Annotated in this window: 14 protein-coding genes; 7 read left to right on the forward strand and 7 right to left on the reverse strand. The window is 38.5% G+C overall.

The genetic code is table 11. The annotated features are described in order from the left end of the window. Window positions 1-81: 81 nt before the first annotated feature. Window positions 82-3,132: a DUF748 domain-containing protein gene (locus HBH39_RS07750; RefSeq protein ID WP_167677098.1), complete on the reverse strand. Its 3,051-nt coding sequence runs from the start codon at window positions 3,130-3,132 to the stop codon at window positions 82-84. 298 nt (window positions 3,133-3,430) lie between these two features. Between HBH39_RS07750 and HBH39_RS07755 the strand changes: the two genes are divergently transcribed. The 3 genes from HBH39_RS07755 (at window position 3,431) to HBH39_RS07765 (ending at window position 4,878) form a co-directional block, all read left to right on the forward strand. Then, complete coding sequence (locus tag HBH39_RS07755) at window positions 3,431-3,784, forward strand: GNAT family N-acetyltransferase (RefSeq protein ID WP_167677100.1); 354 nt, start codon at window positions 3,431-3,433, stop codon at window positions 3,782-3,784. Between the two features lie 179 nt (window positions 3,785-3,963). Next, window positions 3,964-4,662: a DUF445 domain-containing protein gene (locus tag HBH39_RS07760; RefSeq protein WP_167677102.1), complete on the forward strand. Its 699-nt coding sequence runs from the start codon at window positions 3,964-3,966 to the stop codon at window positions 4,660-4,662. A gap of 15 nt (window positions 4,663-4,677) precedes the next feature. Continuing rightward, window positions 4,678-4,878, forward strand: a complete 201-nt coding sequence (locus tag HBH39_RS07765) for a DUF1289 domain-containing protein (RefSeq protein ID WP_167677104.1) — start codon at window positions 4,678-4,680, stop codon at window positions 4,876-4,878. A gap of 55 nt (window positions 4,879-4,933) precedes the next feature. On the opposite strand, the gene HBH39_RS07770 is transcribed toward HBH39_RS07765, so the two are convergent. Then, window positions 4,934-6,166, reverse strand: coding sequence for a uracil-xanthine permease family protein (locus HBH39_RS07770; RefSeq protein WP_167677106.1), 1,233 nt, complete (start codon window positions 6,164-6,166; stop codon window positions 4,934-4,936). 78 nt (window positions 6,167-6,244) lie between these two features. Here HBH39_RS07770 and HBH39_RS07775 point away from each other — a divergent pair, with 78 nt between their 5' ends. Both HBH39_RS07775 and hda read left to right on the forward strand, forming a co-directional pair. Then, a complete protein-coding gene (locus tag HBH39_RS07775; protein ID WP_167677108.1) occupies window positions 6,245-7,333 on the forward strand; it encodes a DUF2066 domain-containing protein in 1,089 nt (362 codons plus the stop codon). Between the two features lie 76 nt (window positions 7,334-7,409). Further along, complete coding sequence (hda, locus tag HBH39_RS07780; protein WP_167677110.1) at window positions 7,410-8,120, forward strand: DnaA inactivator Hda; 711 nt, start codon at window positions 7,410-7,412, stop codon at window positions 8,118-8,120. Window positions 8,121-8,179: 59 nt separating this feature from the next. Here hda and HBH39_RS07785 read toward each other — a convergent pair whose 3' ends face one another. From HBH39_RS07785 to HBH39_RS07800, 4 genes are all read right to left on the reverse strand, one after another. Continuing rightward, entirely contained in the window at window positions 8,180-10,120 is a 1,941-nt protein-coding gene (locus HBH39_RS07785; RefSeq protein ID WP_167677112.1) for a PKD domain-containing protein, read from the reverse strand. A gap of 115 nt (window positions 10,121-10,235) precedes the next feature. Continuing rightward, window positions 10,236-10,616, reverse strand: coding sequence for a DUF2069 domain-containing protein (locus HBH39_RS07790; RefSeq protein ID WP_167677114.1), 381 nt, complete (start codon window positions 10,614-10,616; stop codon window positions 10,236-10,238). 6 nt (window positions 10,617-10,622) lie between these two features. Next, window positions 10,623-10,976, reverse strand: a complete 354-nt coding sequence (gene arsC / locus HBH39_RS07795) for an arsenate reductase (glutaredoxin) (protein WP_167677116.1) — start codon at window positions 10,974-10,976, stop codon at window positions 10,623-10,625. 37 nt (window positions 10,977-11,013) lie between these two features. After that, window positions 11,014-12,483 carry a M48 family metalloprotease gene (locus HBH39_RS07800; RefSeq protein ID WP_167677118.1) on the reverse strand — a complete coding sequence of 490 codons (1,470 nt, stop codon included), beginning with the start codon at window positions 12,481-12,483 and terminating at the stop codon, window positions 11,014-11,016. A gap of 170 nt (window positions 12,484-12,653) precedes the next feature. Here HBH39_RS07800 and HBH39_RS07805 point away from each other — a divergent pair, with 170 nt between their 5' ends. Together HBH39_RS07805 and HBH39_RS07810 are read left to right on the forward strand one after the other, a co-directional pair. Beyond that, window positions 12,654-12,869: a sulfurtransferase TusA family protein gene (locus HBH39_RS07805; RefSeq protein ID WP_167677120.1), complete on the forward strand. Its 216-nt coding sequence runs from the start codon at window positions 12,654-12,656 to the stop codon at window positions 12,867-12,869. A 44-nt stretch (window positions 12,870-12,913) separates the two neighbouring features. Next, window positions 12,914-13,993 carry an AI-2E family transporter gene (locus tag HBH39_RS07810; RefSeq protein WP_167677122.1) on the forward strand — a complete coding sequence of 360 codons (1,080 nt, stop codon included), beginning with the start codon at window positions 12,914-12,916 and terminating at the stop codon, window positions 13,991-13,993. A gap of 117 nt (window positions 13,994-14,110) precedes the next feature. On the opposite strand, the gene HBH39_RS07815 is transcribed toward HBH39_RS07810, so the two are convergent. Beyond that, window positions 14,111-14,704, reverse strand: a complete 594-nt coding sequence (locus HBH39_RS07815; RefSeq protein ID WP_167677124.1) for a histidine phosphatase family protein — start codon at window positions 14,702-14,704, stop codon at window positions 14,111-14,113. Between the last annotated feature and the right edge of the window lie 48 nt (window positions 14,705-14,752).

Below are 14,752 nucleotides of genomic sequence, written 5' to 3' on the forward strand. Positions count from 1 at the left end.
GATTAATAAAACGGGTAAATATAAAGGCCACGATTTTACTTGATAGTCGTGGCCCTTTAAAGAGAAGGATATTAGATATTATCAATTGGGTTGCAGTTCAAGTTGAACTTCGGCCAACTCCTGTGCCGTATTTATCCGACTTTCCATAATGAAAATGCGTTTAGGATCAATTTGACCTTGTTCTACAAGGAATGTTTTTACCGTTTTTGATCTGTTTTGAGCCAGTATACCCAACTCGGTCTGAGTGATTTGCTGATTATTTTTAAGCAGGTTATACAAGGCGATATGCCATTTTGTTGACAATTGTTCTTCAGTTAAAGCGACTTGTTGATTTGTATTTTCAGATCCCACTTCTGTCAGTATGGATTGCTTTACGTCTTCTGGGTCTTGGTTAAATTCTGTTTGGTATAACTGATACAAGGCTGTTGTTAATGGTCCAGATGCCGGAAATTGACTAGCAGATAGATTATCCGGTACTTGTGCTACTTCGATTGCAGCCAAGTTTGCTAGTTTAGTGTGTAATTTGGTTTCAGCCATTGTTTGGCTGTCATTAACGGCATCGATACTACCTTTTAGATTGACGATTAATAAAGGTCTTTCCGCTAATGCTTTTGCCAGTGTGGTTAAATGAGATGATTGTTCAGATTTCAGTTGTGAGCTACCAAAGTCGAAATTAACTTTATCTAAAGGTTCATCACTTGATACTAAGCTGGCCAGCAAGCTAAAAGGCGCGGTCACGGCTTTAGTGATGATATTACCAATAGCGCCCATAATTATACTGCCAAAACTGAAGCTAGGTGAGTTTAGATCTCCTTCGACATCGACGCCTAAATCAATGACGCCATGGCGATCTTGTAATAAAGCAATGGCTAATGTCACGGGTAGGCTTGTTGCTAAATCACTGTTACTCGGTTTACCTAATTGCAATTGATCTATCACAATGTGGTTTGAACCTATTAAAGCATTATTTTTCAGTTGGTAGGTTAAGTCTAAAGAAATTTTTCCTTTATCGATATAGTAACCTGCGTAGGTACCAGAGTATGGGTTGACTGAAGTTAGCTCAACATTTTTAAAATTCAAGTTTAAATCTAGGTAAGGTTGATCAAGTAATGGATTGACGTCACCTTTAAGCGTGACTGGAGCATATTTATCTATCTTACCTGCTAAATTAACCGATGCGGTTGTTTGAGGGTTATTGGTCAACTGCTTAATGGTGCCATTTAATAGTTCAATTCCTGAAGCAAAGTTTGGCGTTAACGAGTTGTCTGCAAAAAATGCTGAACTGTTGGTCAGTTTTATTTGATTAATTGAAATGACAGGGGCAATAGCGGATTGTGCACTATCTTCTGTGGTGTCAATTGAGGGACTTGTACTCGCTTGCTTAGCTTCACTGTCATTTTGAATCAATAAGTGACTAATATTCGTTGAGCGATCTTCAGCAATAATTATTCGAGAAAATAGTTCATCAAGTTGGATTTCATCAATAGCGATTGTGCTGGTTTGTCGATCAAACTGAAGTTGATTAATCGACATTTTTTGCCAGTTCAATAATGGTTGATGTAACACATTATCCTTAATAGCAAGTTGATCAACCCATACACTACCTTGGTAATTTAGTTCATTTTTAGCATCGACTTTAAGTTTACCTTGAGTGTTGAAAATTCCATCTTCAATTGTCACATTGATAAATTTACCGATATAAGGTTGCAGTGCTACAAGATGCATATTTTTATAGCTAAAATCAGCCAACAATGTTTGATCAATTAAATTAATTGTACCCAATGATGCTAATTCGCTGTTGGTATTCACTTTTGCTGATAAATTATAAGTTAATGGCTCTGATAAATCTGACTTAATCATGCCTGTTTGAAGATTGATTTGGCTGATCTGCCATTTAATGGTGTTATCACTAGCAACTGATTCACCTAAATTAACATCAAACTCGCTGATATCGACTTTCTGTAACATCACTAACCAAGGGCGTGATTCTGCTGGTGGCTCTTCGTTAAGGCTGTGTTGAGTATTGTCATTACTGTTAGAATCCATGCTTTTAGGCATTACCAGAGTTAACAAATCTGCTCCTGTAGTGCTGACATTCAATGCAATTTTAGCTTTATTTACCTCAAAACTGTCGATTGTGATTTGCTTGGATAAATTATCCAAATTGACTTGGTTTACCCCAATCGAATTGATAACAATTTTTTCTTCATTTGCATGAGTTGCATTGATATCTGTGATTTGAATCTTTGTATCTTCTACAACAAATTGAAACGGAGTAGGTTGTTGAGCCCTAGCTTTGACAGTGATTTTACTGTCTATGTTAAGCAAGCCTTGCTTCAATTGAATATCAAAATATTCATCAATAAATTGCCAGTACTTAGCTAAACGAAATTGAGAGAGGGTAATATTGGTTTCAACTGTGAGTGGAAATAACTCAAATTGACCAGTTAAATCAAGCTGGCTGCCATGCTCATCTGATAAGCTGATAGCATATAGATTGTGTTTTTGCTGCGTCCCCTTAGATGTCTCAACTGTGCTGGCGACACTATCAAAGTCGTTAAATTCTAGATTTATCTTTGGATAGATAACTTGACTATCGCTAACGACATCTTTTATTGCAACAACACCTTGTTGGATATTAATTTTTTTAATTTGTATTGCGATAGGGCTGGTGTTTTGAACCGTTTCAGAGTCAGTTGTCACCATATCGTTTTGTTGTAATTTATTTGCAATATCAGAAAAATTAAACGTTTGTTCAGTTAAGCGTTCAAGATTAAACATTGGCGCAGTCAGTGTGGCTTCTTGAAGCGATACTGATAATTGAAACAATGATTTCCATGGAGATGCGTTTACATATAGCTTGTCAAAGCCAATAAATACTTGATTGTTGTTCTGTTCAGCAATGGCAAATTTGTCGACAGTGAGTTCGAAAGTAAAAGGGTTGAACCGAATATCTTCAATGCTTGTTTCTCTTCCTATTTGCTGAGTTATAAATGGCGCAAGTTGCTTCTTTGCGATGTAAGGAGCTATTAACCCTAATGAAATACAAAAAACACCATAACAACTCAACCCAATGAAAAGTAGTTTTTGGTAAAGAGGACGTTGCTTGAAAATGCTCAGCATAGATGTCATGTTTTACTCTTTATATTATTTAATAAGGTGATATGCGATCAATTGTCTTAGGTTATTTTAACCAAATTATCAGACTTTTGAGAGTTTTTTGTCAGGTTTATGGCTTAATTTTAATTGGTTGGACAATTAAGAAGGAGGTAACTAAAGTAGTGCTATGGATGCACTTTGAATCCTTTCCTTTGAACCTAGTTAACCTTCTGTGTCAAGTTCACTAGCTTCAGATGAAAAGGCTTAGCAAAAAGTGTTAGATGGATATGTAACATCATCGCTAACTTAAGATGATATTCAAGGATGAAGAATGCAAATACGCCTCGCTATTCAAGCAGATCTCAAACCATTATGTCATTTATTAGATTTATATCGACAAGAGCAGGGATATGAAAGTGATCTAGCTGCCTGCTTTAATTTTTTAAATCAGCGTTTAGCTGAGAAAGACTCGATTATCTTTTTGGCTATCGATGAGCTTGGGATTGTTGGTTTTGTTCAAATATACCCTGCTTATTGTTCATTAATGCTTAATACAAGTTGGAAATGTGCTGATCTCTATGTGCTTCCAGCGTATCGTCAGCAAGGTATTGCTGATGAAATGTTAACTAAAGCTAAAATGATTGCTCAGACGGCCAATATTGATTTGATGCTCATCGACAACTAACGGAATTGCGTCTTGATGGCTTTAATGGGGAGCAATTAATGAGCTTTTATTGATAATTAGATGGTTTACATTTCATTAATTTTCAAAAAATACAGCCTTATGTATTAAGGCTGTATACTGACCCCGGTATTTTACTGTTAAAATATTGGGGTTTTATTTTGTCTTTTGGAGAAGTCAGTTTGAATAAAAGTCTTTTAACCAACCTTATCGCAGCGATGTTTGTGGCAGTGGGTTATGCAAGCAACCAACCAATCGTGTTCACTATTGGTCTGTTTGCCTTATCAGGTGCAATTACCAATTGGTTGGCTATTCATATGTTATTTGAAAAAGTGCCTGGCTTATATGGCTCTGGCGTGGTGCCATCACGGTTTGAAGAATTTAAACTTGGAATTAAACATCTGATGATGGAGCAGTTTTTTACTGAAGAAAACATCGACAGATTTTTAACTGTGAGTAACAGCAATGCTATCGACTTAACCCCAGTTATCGATAAAGTCGACTTAGCGCCATCCTTTGATGCATTAGTAAGTACTATCGAAAAGTCATCTTTTGCAGGCATGTTAGCAATGCTTGGCGGCACAGAAGCGCTTATTCCGTTAAAAGAGCCATTTATTGAGAAAATGAAACAGTCTTTAGTTGAATTAGCACAAAGTGATCAATTCAATGAAATTCTGATCAATGAGCTAGAACAGCCCAATGTGATTGCTGATATTCAAAATAAAGTGGCTAACATTGTTGAACAGCGTTTAAATGAATTAACTCCTCAGTTAGTTAAACAAATTGTTCAAGATATGATTAAAACCCATTTAGGCTGGCTAGTGGTTTGGGGCGGTATTTTTGGTGGTGTTATCGGCGCCATTGCTGCACTTGTTCAATAATTAGATTTGGGTCACATGAATTCTGACAATACGGAGTTTATTCCATCGCCTTGCATACGCCAATGCTGTTTAGATCAGCAAGATATTTGCTTGGGTTGTCATCGTAGCTTAAAAGAAATCTTATCTTGGCAAAATTTAACAGAAACACAAAAAGCGGATCTTGTTGAAACGCTTAAAGCGCGCGAATTAAAAAGATCGAAACCTTTTAAATACTGAATGTTAGCTATAGTGGCGAGCCATTAAAACACCAATGTTAATGGCTCGCAGTTAGTTAACTTGCCGTTTTATTAGTTAGTGAGGTTTTAGGCAAAATCAAATTCATTACAATGGCGATCATGCCACATAAGCTGATCCCAGTTAAACTGAACTCGCCGATACCAAATGCCATGCCACCAATCCCGAATACTAAAGTTACCCCGACGATACTAAGGTTTCTTGGCTCAGATAAGTCGACTTGGTGACGAATCAGTGTGTTTAGTCCAACGGCAGCAATCGTGCCGAATAATAAACACATAATTCCCCCCATTACAGGTACTGGAATGGTTTGTAATAATGCGCCAAGTTTACCCACAAAGGCTAAAGTAATGGCTGTGATGGCAGTCCAAGTCATAATACGAGGGTCAAAGCTTTTGGTTAGGGTGACTGCACCAGTGACTTCTGAATAGGTTGTATTTGGTGGACCGCCAAAAGCTGATGCGGCCATGGTTGCAATACCATCACCTGTAAGTGTGCGGTGTAAACCTGGTTTTTTGAAATAATCTTTACCTGTTACATTAGAAATTGCGAGTATATCGCCAATATGTTCTACCGCAGGCGCAATCGCAACTGGGATCATAAATAGAATCGCTTGCCAGTGAAATTCTGGTGCAACAAAGTTTGGCACCGCTAACCAAGCCGCATTATTCACTGCGGTGAAATCGACTACTCCATAAAGTAAACTCAAACTATAACCGACAATAATACCGGCAAGAATAGGCATTAATTTAGCTATCCCCTTTGCAAAAGAGGCGACTAATATTGTTGTTATTAATGAAGCTAATGAAATAACTAATGCGGTATTACCTTCAATTAGCTGTACACTACCATCACCTGTCTTACCCAGTGCCATGTTAACTGCAAGTGGCGCAAGTCCAAGGCCAATTATCATAATCACTGGGCCAACAACCACTGGAGGCAGAAGTTTATGAATAAAGTCACTTCCTCTTAATTTAACCACTAAGCCGAGCAGTACGTAAACAAAGCCTGCGACCATCAAACCTCCCATGGTAGCGGGGATACCCCATGTTTGAACGCCGTAAAGAATGGGGGCAATAAAGGCAAAAGAAGATGCCAGAAAGATAGGAACTTGTCTTTTGGTAATAATTTGGAACAAAAGGGTACCAATGCCGGCAGTGAATAATGCCACACTGGTATCTAATCCGGACAAAAGTGGCATTAAAACTAATGCCCCAAAGGCCACAAACAACATTTGTGCGCCTTGCAGGGGGATGAACAAGCGATGCATAGGGTAATCTCCGTAGATATTATGTTTTTTAATATGTTACACTTTGAACACTTATTTTAATCGCGTTTATGTCACCTAATGCTAAAAAATATAATCAAACTCTTTGCGTTATCTATTGCTATTTATAGTCATGCGACAGTGGCAGTTGAGGTATCTCAACTTGATGAGGCGGATATTGTTGTGCCTTCTCGTGCCAGTAATATTAAAGTCGAAGCACTGAAAGAAGCGCTAGCAAAGGTATTTGTGAAAAACTCTGGCAGTCCTAGTGTGGTTATGCACCCATTGGTTAAGGCGCAAATTGATAATCCTGAAGTGCTATTAACTCAATATGGTTATCGTCAAGTCGATGATAACTTAGTATTAAGTGCGAGTTTTGATCATAAGCGGATTATTGACACACTCCGCCAAGCCGATTTAGCTGTTTGGGGCGCTCAGCGACCATTAACCCTTTTGTGGTTAACGGTAGAGCAAGACAATGAAACCGTTATTTTAGCCGATTCAAGTAACAACCCACTTCGAGCAAGCTTTGCGTCGTCATCCATTAATAAAGGTATTCCACTTTTATTACCATTGATGGATTTGGATGATTTAATGGCAGTTTCAGCGACCGATGTCAAAGGTATGTTTACTGATGTCGTGAGTGATTCTTCTGCACGGTATCAGGCGGACTATTTTGCTATAGCAGATATAACACCTACAGTGGGAGCTGTTCGTTTTCAAATATCTTTATTTGATAAAACCCGTCAAAATGGTCTTTTACAGCCATTAATTATGCAGCAAGGGCAAACGGTTGATGAAAACGCTGCAGTAAATCGAATAGTGTCATTATTGGCCGATTACTATATTGGTCAATATGCCATTGCCTCAACGGGCAACAGTATACAGACTAGTGTAAGTTTTGTTGGCATTGACAGCATGAGTCAGTTAGTCGAGTTAGAAAGCTACTTAAAACAACTTAGTGCAGTTAAGGCAATCTCAGTAAAGCAATTGCAAAACAATATCGTGGCTTTTAATGTCTCTTTATTTGGGAGTGTTGATGATTTACAACGGTTGCTGAACATTGATAAGCGTCTCTCAAAAATTGATGCCATGGGTGGTGTAGATGCTTATCGACAAACACCAAACGCTGAAACTGTGCAGTTAATCTATGAATGGATTGGACAATAGTAACAGTACGATTTAACCATATAGCCGCTTATGATATGATAGCGGCTGCGTTATGTTTACTTTTGAGAATGTTTGAGTGAGCCAATCCTCTCCACGTCAATTATCTTTGCCTGTTTATCTACCTGACGATGAAACTTTTAATAGTTATTATCCTGCGTCAGGTAATGATGAATTAATTCAAAAACTGCAAGCCTGTGCAGAAGGCACTCAGTCATCTTCACTTTATCTTTATGGGCCGCATAAATCAGGTCGTACACATTTAATGCATGCAGCTTGTGCTCATGCCAATGATTTAGATAGGCGAACGTTATACATACCTCTTGGGATCCATGCGAGTATTTCACCTGCTTTATTTGAAGGTGTAGAGACACTGAATTTAATTTGTATTGATGATATTGATGCAATTGCGTGTCATCCAGTGTGGGAAGAAGCGTTGTTTCATTTGTATAATCGAATTGCAGAGCAGCAAGATTGTCGCTTAATTGTGACTGGCAGTGCCTCTCCTTCAGAGGCAGGATTTTCGTTACCCGATTTGGTTTCACGGATGCAGTGGGGATTAATTTATCAACTGCAGCCAATGGCTGATGATGAGAAACTTGTTGCATTACAACGCCGTGCTGCAATGAGAGGCTTACAGTTGTCGGACGAAGTTGGACGATTTTTATTAACGCGAATGGCGCGTGATTTACGAACATTGTTTGATGTTTTGGATAAATTAGATAAGGCGTCAATGGTGCATCAACGCAAACTGACAATACCGTTTATTAAAGAGATGCTGCGCCTATAATCCTGTTTGCAGTGTAATCATAAAAACCTAGCCACCGAGCTAGGTTTTTTTATGATGATTTATTTATGTGAAGCGCCGCTGAGTTCAATGGGTCTATCAATTCCTCGAGTACTGCTGGCTTTCATGCTAGGGGCTTGTTGTATATTAAAAGCTGCGTTTGTCATGGTTTGATTGAGGGGTAAATTATCAAGCCAAGACAACCCAGCTTGCATGGGTATTGGCGCAGGTAACTGAGCAATTAAATCACCGGCGTTCATTTCCGGCATGATCTGCTGGATAACATATTCTGCGCGCTCGCGGATGTCAGTTGAGCCTACTCGACCTCGTTGCCCCCAATCTACAATAATACTTGAACCCGTTTCATTATCTGGGTTGTCAGTGACTGCAACATCTCGAAATATATCATATCGATGGCTCATAAACGCTTCTTCAAATAGCATTGCCGCATCTTCACGAGTAGAAGAGTAGGCATAATAATCAGATGCATGATCTTGACTAAAAAAGTGGGTGATATCACTTGGAAGATAGGCTTTTTGAGTTGCCGTTGCTGTTTCGCCTTTAAAACTGACTGTTGCCAAGCTGGTCATTTGTGAGCTTTGTAACGGGTAAATACTTGATAGTTTATCCGATATTAATGCATTGTTTTCACTTCTCTTGGCATAGTCATCTAATAATGTTGGTCCTTGTAATTGGTGGTGAATACTTCGAGGGAAAAAGTCATTTGCATGGGCTAGCTCATGATAAAGCAATGAGGCAAGTCTTGGAGTAAAGTCATCGATGGTGCGAGACTCTCTTTCATAATAAGGATAAAAATCATAGGCATAATCGTTATTTTTTACATAACGCCATGGCATTAAAAATTGCAGATCTTTACCAAAATCACTGCGGTAATCGGGTGCTTCATTAATGGTATCTCGCTCTGCAGGAGTTTGCCAAAAGTTGTCGGCATCAAGATATATTGCGCCAGTAACGACCCAGTAAAAAGAAGGGCGAACGTCGTAGCTGATCACAATTGCAGTGACAGATTGCAATAAGGTAATAAAATCTGAAATTGGATCTTTTTGTTGTAAAAACTGTTTAAATCGTTCACCCATCCAGTCATGGGAAACGACAACTCTATCCATAATATCATCAATGGTTGGATTGCTAGTTTGTTGACCGATTAAAGGTAACTGGTTAATGGTGCAGCTGTTATTAAGTGAATTAGAATAAACACATCTTGGTAAATATTGTCGATATGGCGAGTCTCTGTTGTAAGCATAGGTTCTTGCGACAGGCTCATCGAAATAGGTTGAGCTAATAGGATTTTCTTTGGTGACTAAAATATGCACATCATCGGTTAATGTTTCACCATTAATCTGACCAGACGCGCGAAGAGAAACAACGCTATCTTCTGGGACGTTTGGCGCAATAAATAACGGGCGTTCAGGATTGGTTAAATCAAGGTTGATAGCAGGAAGGTTATTGGCATATGAGCACCATTGTATATTTGTGGCAATTTGTCCATTTACTCGTTCAAGCCTAACGCTCACACCATTACCTTGTACCACTTGATGGTCACTATTGACCGCTAAACCTAACTGGTTGTTATTGGTTGTCGTATCAATCGATACAATTTGTTCTATAGCAGTATTATTGCCAGCCAGATTAACTTGAAACTGATAAGTTCCTGCTTGTGTTGGGGTAAAACTTAATACAGGGCTATTAACACTGGCTAATGCTAACGTGGGCCCTGAGATTTGTTGCCATGTATAGCTTAGGGCGCGACTATCTTGACTGGTATGTTTAGCGATGATGCTAGCAGGTGTATTTACAGGGTATGTTTTCTCAACCAAAAACATTAATGAATCAGAGGTTTCAATGGTATTCCATTGTACCGGATTATCACATTGTGAAATAGGCGTACCAAGCTCTGGATCAGTTGAAGAGTCCGAGCCACCACAAGCAGATAAACAGCAAATCGTAAATAAGTAAGATATGGCTAAGGATGGCTTATTCATCTTTTATTCCAAATGTTATCAATAGTATCAAACTATAGCATGACATTTTTTCGAATCAAAAATTAAAAAAAAGCGCCTTTCGGCGCTTTGTTAGATATCAATGATGTGAGTTAACCTATTCATCTTGCTTTGATTTTTTCTTTAATCCTAAGCCTAATTCGCGACCACGCATACGGGCATAATAAGGAAACCCTATCAGTAACGCGCCGATTAAAGTTGACTCAATCACGGCGAATATTAACGCGTCTGTAGTGACATACACTAAGGTTAATCCATGCAATAAATATAAACATAGAATGAAGCTTGCCCAGGCATAGGTATAAGGATTGCCTTGGATAATGCCTTTTAATGGCATTAATAAAGGCACAATAAACATCAAGCAAAACACCATAGAGTAAGTGCCTTCAAGCCCTTGTTGTATGAACCAGCCGGATAATAGTAAAACAAGCGCAATATAGCCTACACGGCACAGTTGAAACAAACTTTGAGTGGTCATCAATTGTTACTCTATTATTGCTAGCACATTTTCTGGAGGACGTCCTACTGCCGCTTTGCCATTTGCAAGCACAATTGGGCGTTCAATTAATTTTGGGGTATTCACCATAGCTAAAATTAATTGTGATTCAGTTAGGGATTCATCTTGAAGATTTTGGGCTTTGTATTCATCTTCTTTAGTACGCATTAATTGACGAGCAGTTAAGCCTAACAAATTCAAAATATTGCTGATTTCAGCCTCTGTTGGCGGATTTTTTAAGTATTCAACAATGTTGATATTATCTGACTTTGCCTGAATTAATGCCAAGGTTTCACGGCTTTTTGAGCAGCGTGGATTATGTAAAATAGTAATGTTTGTCATAGTTTTTCTATTATCTTTTGGTTCTTGGTTAAAAAATTTATTTCAGCGCTTCAAGATTTCTGTCAGCTTCACGGAATTGGCGAATACGCGCCTCAATTCTGGCAATTTGTAATTGTTGTCCCTCCGAATAACGATACGCATAATTAAGCTGATCTATGGCATCTTTATAGTTTGCACTCAACGCCATGACTTCTGCATTAGCGTAATGCTCTAATGCTTTGTTGCCCATTTTTCGATAAGCATCTGTCATCATTTGGTAGGGTAAAGTGTTTTGCTTATCTAAAAAGATTAACTCTTCAAGTAAGGGGATTGCTTGTTTAGGTTTATCGGCTTCAACATAGATGTGCGCCAAATTGGCATTAATAACTTGTGAAGCGGGTTTTATTTTGCGTTGCGTTTCTAAAAATACAATGGCCTCATCAAATGCTTTACGTTCTGCAAGTAAATCGGTTTTAGTATCAATATAAAATAGATTATTGCTATCTTGCTTGAGTAAATCATCAATAATTACTTCAGCTTCTGTAAAACGCTTTAATCTAAATAACGCTAAGGCTTTGCCGTAAAGCGCGGCTTGTTTAAACGTATAATTGTTCTTTTTTAATTGTTCTTCGAATAAATATAATGCTGCAGAATCGCTGTAACTAGAAAAGCGTACCTGAATTCGCGCCTTGGCAAGCTGATAGTTTAAATTATCTGGAATATATCGATTAGGATATTGGGCAGCTCTGTTGCGTGCGTCGGTAATACGAGATTCTGGTAATGGGTGAGTTAATAGCATTTGAGGCGGTTTGGTGGTAAAACGATAGCGGGTTGCTAATTCAGCAAAAAAATTGGAGGCCCCATTAGGGTCAAAGCCTGCTTCAACCAGGGTTTGCATGCCAATACGATCGGCTTCTTTTTCATGTAAGCGGGTGTAATTGATTTTTGATTGGGTGGCTAAGGCTTGGGTGGTTGCTAGCGCCGCCATACCAGCTTGTGGTGCGGCAATGGTTAATAAAATTGCCCCGAGTAAACCTGCTATCGTTGCTGTTGAGCTTTTTTGCTGAGCTTCTAATGAGCGTGCTAAATGGCGCTGAGTGACATGGGTAATTTCATGTGCAAGTACAGAGGCGAGTTCGCTTTCTGTATCAGCATTGAGAAATAACCCGGTATGAACACCCACATGACCGCCAAAAAAAGCAAAGGCATTAATTTCATCATTTCTGAGTAAGAAAAAATAAAAAGGTGTTTTCACTCCTGTTGCATGAGCAACAAGTCGATTGCCAAGCTCAGATAAATATTGGTTTAGCACAGGATCATTTAGGACTGGTGCGGATGAGCGAATAACTCTCATATAGGCATCGCCGTAAATGGTTTCTTTTTCTAAACTAAAGGTATTTACTGCTGCAGTACCTAAATCCGGTAAATCATTGTTTGCATGACTGCTAGCAATAAAGGCAGAAAACATAACGGCTAGCGCACTGGCTACAATGGTTTTTGAAATATTAACAAAAGATAAATTTCGCAAGTGACACCTTTAAAAACAAATGAATTGGCTTATAACCTCTTATTTACCTAGCAAGTTTAAGATTTACATCAAAAATTTATGCTTTTCAGGTATAGGAGTTTACTCTGTTAGCTTGAGGTTTACTATGCAAGCAAGGATAATAGCTCCAGATTATTAAAACCAAATTCAGTATGAAACAAATTGATTTAACCACATATCGCTGTCCTTATCCTTTAGTACAGGTAAAACTGCATTTAAAGCAATTGCAACCAGGCGAAATATTACAAGTTTTATTATCAGACCCCGGTTCTTTCAAAGATGTTCCCGCATGGGCAAAAAAAAGTGGTTTTTTAGTGACGGTATTGCAACAAGATAACGCAATAATGGCAATCAATATTGAAAAATAACCTCGTGAAAGGTTAGTTTTTATACGTATATACAGGGTGTTGCGATGTTAGAGTTTTTAAAAGACTGGTATAAAAGCCGATTCAGTGATCCACAAGCTATTACTTTGGTGTTTATTTTATTGGGGATCGGTTTAACTATCTATTTTGGTGCAGGACTCTTGGCCCCCTTGTTGGTGGCTTTAGTACTGGCGTTTTTACTGGAATGGCCAGTAGCGCAAATGAATAAGTTAGGCATTAACCGTGCCGCTGGTGCATCAATCGTTTTGGTCGCTTTTTTAGGCATTATGATGGTGTTGTTATTAGTATTGATGCCCAGCATTTGGCGCCAAGGCATTAGTTTAGCATCTGATTTACCGACCATGCTTGATAAGGGGATGGTGGTGATCCGTGATTTAAGCCAAGATTACCCTCAATATATCAGTGCCGAGCAAATAGATACCATGCTAACCGAAGTTAAAAAATTGCTTGATACACAACACCTGTTAGATTTTGCTAAGCAATTAGTTGGCTTCTCGGCTTCATTATTAGTGTTAATGGTGTATGCCATTTTGGTCCCACTTTTAGTGTTTTTCTTTTTAAAAGATAAACAACAACTGTTAGATGGTAGTAAGCGCTTTTTCCCTGCCAATAGAGGGCTTGCACGTAAAGTATGGTTTGAAATGGATCAACAGATTTTTAATTACATTCGCGGTAAAGTCATTGAGATTATTATTGTGGGTATTTTTAGTTATGTATTCTTTGCCTTAATGGGATTGCGCTACTCGGCATTGTTAGGCGTATTAACTGGTTTATCGGTATTGATCCCGTATGTTGGTGCAACACTAGTGACCTTGCCCATTGCATTAGTGGCCTTTGTACAGTGGGGAATAGGGCCAGAATTTGGTTACCTCATGTTGGGGTATGCTATTATTCAAGCGCTTGATGGTAATGTGCTTGTGCCGATTTTATTCAGTGATGCTGTAGATTTGCACCCTGTTGTGATAATTGCCGCAGTATTGGTTTTTGGTGGTTTGTGGGGGGTGTGGGGCGTGTTTTTTGCGATCCCTTTAGCCTCATTAGTCAAAGCAGTCATTAATGCTTGGCCTAACCATAGTGAGCCACAACAACAGTTAGATTCAGAGTGATACTAGGGTATTCGTTCTAGACTTATTAACTTTATCAACATGCACAGTTTTTGCTGTGCATGTTTTTTTTGATAGTTAAAATTACAAACAATATTGCTTTAACTCAACTTTGCCAGTTTAGTAGCTTATCACTTTTAAGGTGGCATGTTTTTCTAAGCCCATTTGAAATACTTCAATTACATATAGGCGATCATAGGATTTCAGATCATCCATTTTTGATGTTTTATGTTTTGATAAATAGGAGGCTAAAACCGGAGTTGTATTGCTATGACCAACCACCAAGTAATTTCCTGGAGTGGTCAGCAGTTGTTCACTAAAACTCAGTAAATCAGACGCTTGGTAATTTTCTACAGCAAGATTGTTTAAGTTTGCTGTAGGTAATGCAGTTTGTTCAGTTCGGCGATAATCTGTTGAATAAACCTTATCTAGTGGAATGTATTGCAGCATAGATGCTAAGCGGTTTGCGCGTTTAACACCCTCAGGGGTTAATTCTGGATCTGCGCCTTTATTTTTTTCAGCATGGCGAACGAGAAAGAATGTCCAATGAGCAGGTGATATTTGTTGATTGTCGTTAGAAGCTTGGATTGGATTTAAATGAGTTTGCTGTTGGTTGACTTTCAGAGTTTCGGCAGTGCTGCTATAGCTGGTTAATTGAAGTAGGGCAGTCAGAGCTGTGACAATTACTGCTGTTAATATTTTTTGATTTATCATGTTGTAACTTTTGTGGTCGGTTTGAGTTATTATTGATTAGTAAATTAA

Origin of the sequence: Shewanella aestuarii, from assembly GCF_011765625.1 — a bacterium.
Taxonomy (GTDB): Bacteria; Pseudomonadota; Gammaproteobacteria; order Enterobacterales; family Shewanellaceae; genus Shewanella; species Shewanella aestuarii_A.

Excerpts from the sequence above, each read along its gene's own strand:
- HBH39_RS07750 (WP_167677098.1), bottom strand. The coding sequence starts at position 3,132 with ATGACATCTATGCTGAGCATTTTCAAGCAACGTCCTCTTTACCAAAAA.
- HBH39_RS07755 (WP_167677100.1), top strand. The coding sequence starts at position 3,431 with ATGCAAATACGCCTCGCTATTCAAGCAGATCTCAAACCATTATGTCAT.
- HBH39_RS07765 (WP_167677104.1), top strand. The coding sequence starts at position 4,678 with ATGAATTCTGACAATACGGAGTTTATTCCATCGCCTTGCATACGCCAA.
- HBH39_RS07770 (WP_167677106.1), bottom strand. The coding sequence starts at position 6,166 with ATGCATCGCTTGTTCATCCCCCTGCAAGGCGCACAAATGTTGTTTGTG.
- HBH39_RS07775 (WP_167677108.1), top strand. The coding sequence starts at position 6,245 with ATGCTAAAAAATATAATCAAACTCTTTGCGTTATCTATTGCTATTTAT.
- HBH39_RS07785 (WP_167677112.1), bottom strand. The coding sequence starts at position 10,120 with ATGAATAAGCCATCCTTAGCCATATCTTACTTATTTACGATTTGCTGT.
- HBH39_RS07790 (WP_167677114.1), bottom strand. The coding sequence starts at position 10,616 with ATGACCACTCAAAGTTTGTTTCAACTGTGCCGTGTAGGCTATATTGCG.
- arsC (WP_167677116.1), bottom strand. The coding sequence starts at position 10,976 with ATGACAAACATTACTATTTTACATAATCCACGCTGCTCAAAAAGCCGT.
- HBH39_RS07805 (WP_167677120.1), top strand. The coding sequence starts at position 12,654 with ATGAAACAAATTGATTTAACCACATATCGCTGTCCTTATCCTTTAGTA.
- HBH39_RS07810 (WP_167677122.1), top strand. The coding sequence starts at position 12,914 with ATGTTAGAGTTTTTAAAAGACTGGTATAAAAGCCGATTCAGTGATCCA.
- HBH39_RS07815 (WP_167677124.1), bottom strand. The coding sequence starts at position 14,704 with ATGATAAATCAAAAAATATTAACAGCAGTAATTGTCACAGCTCTGACT.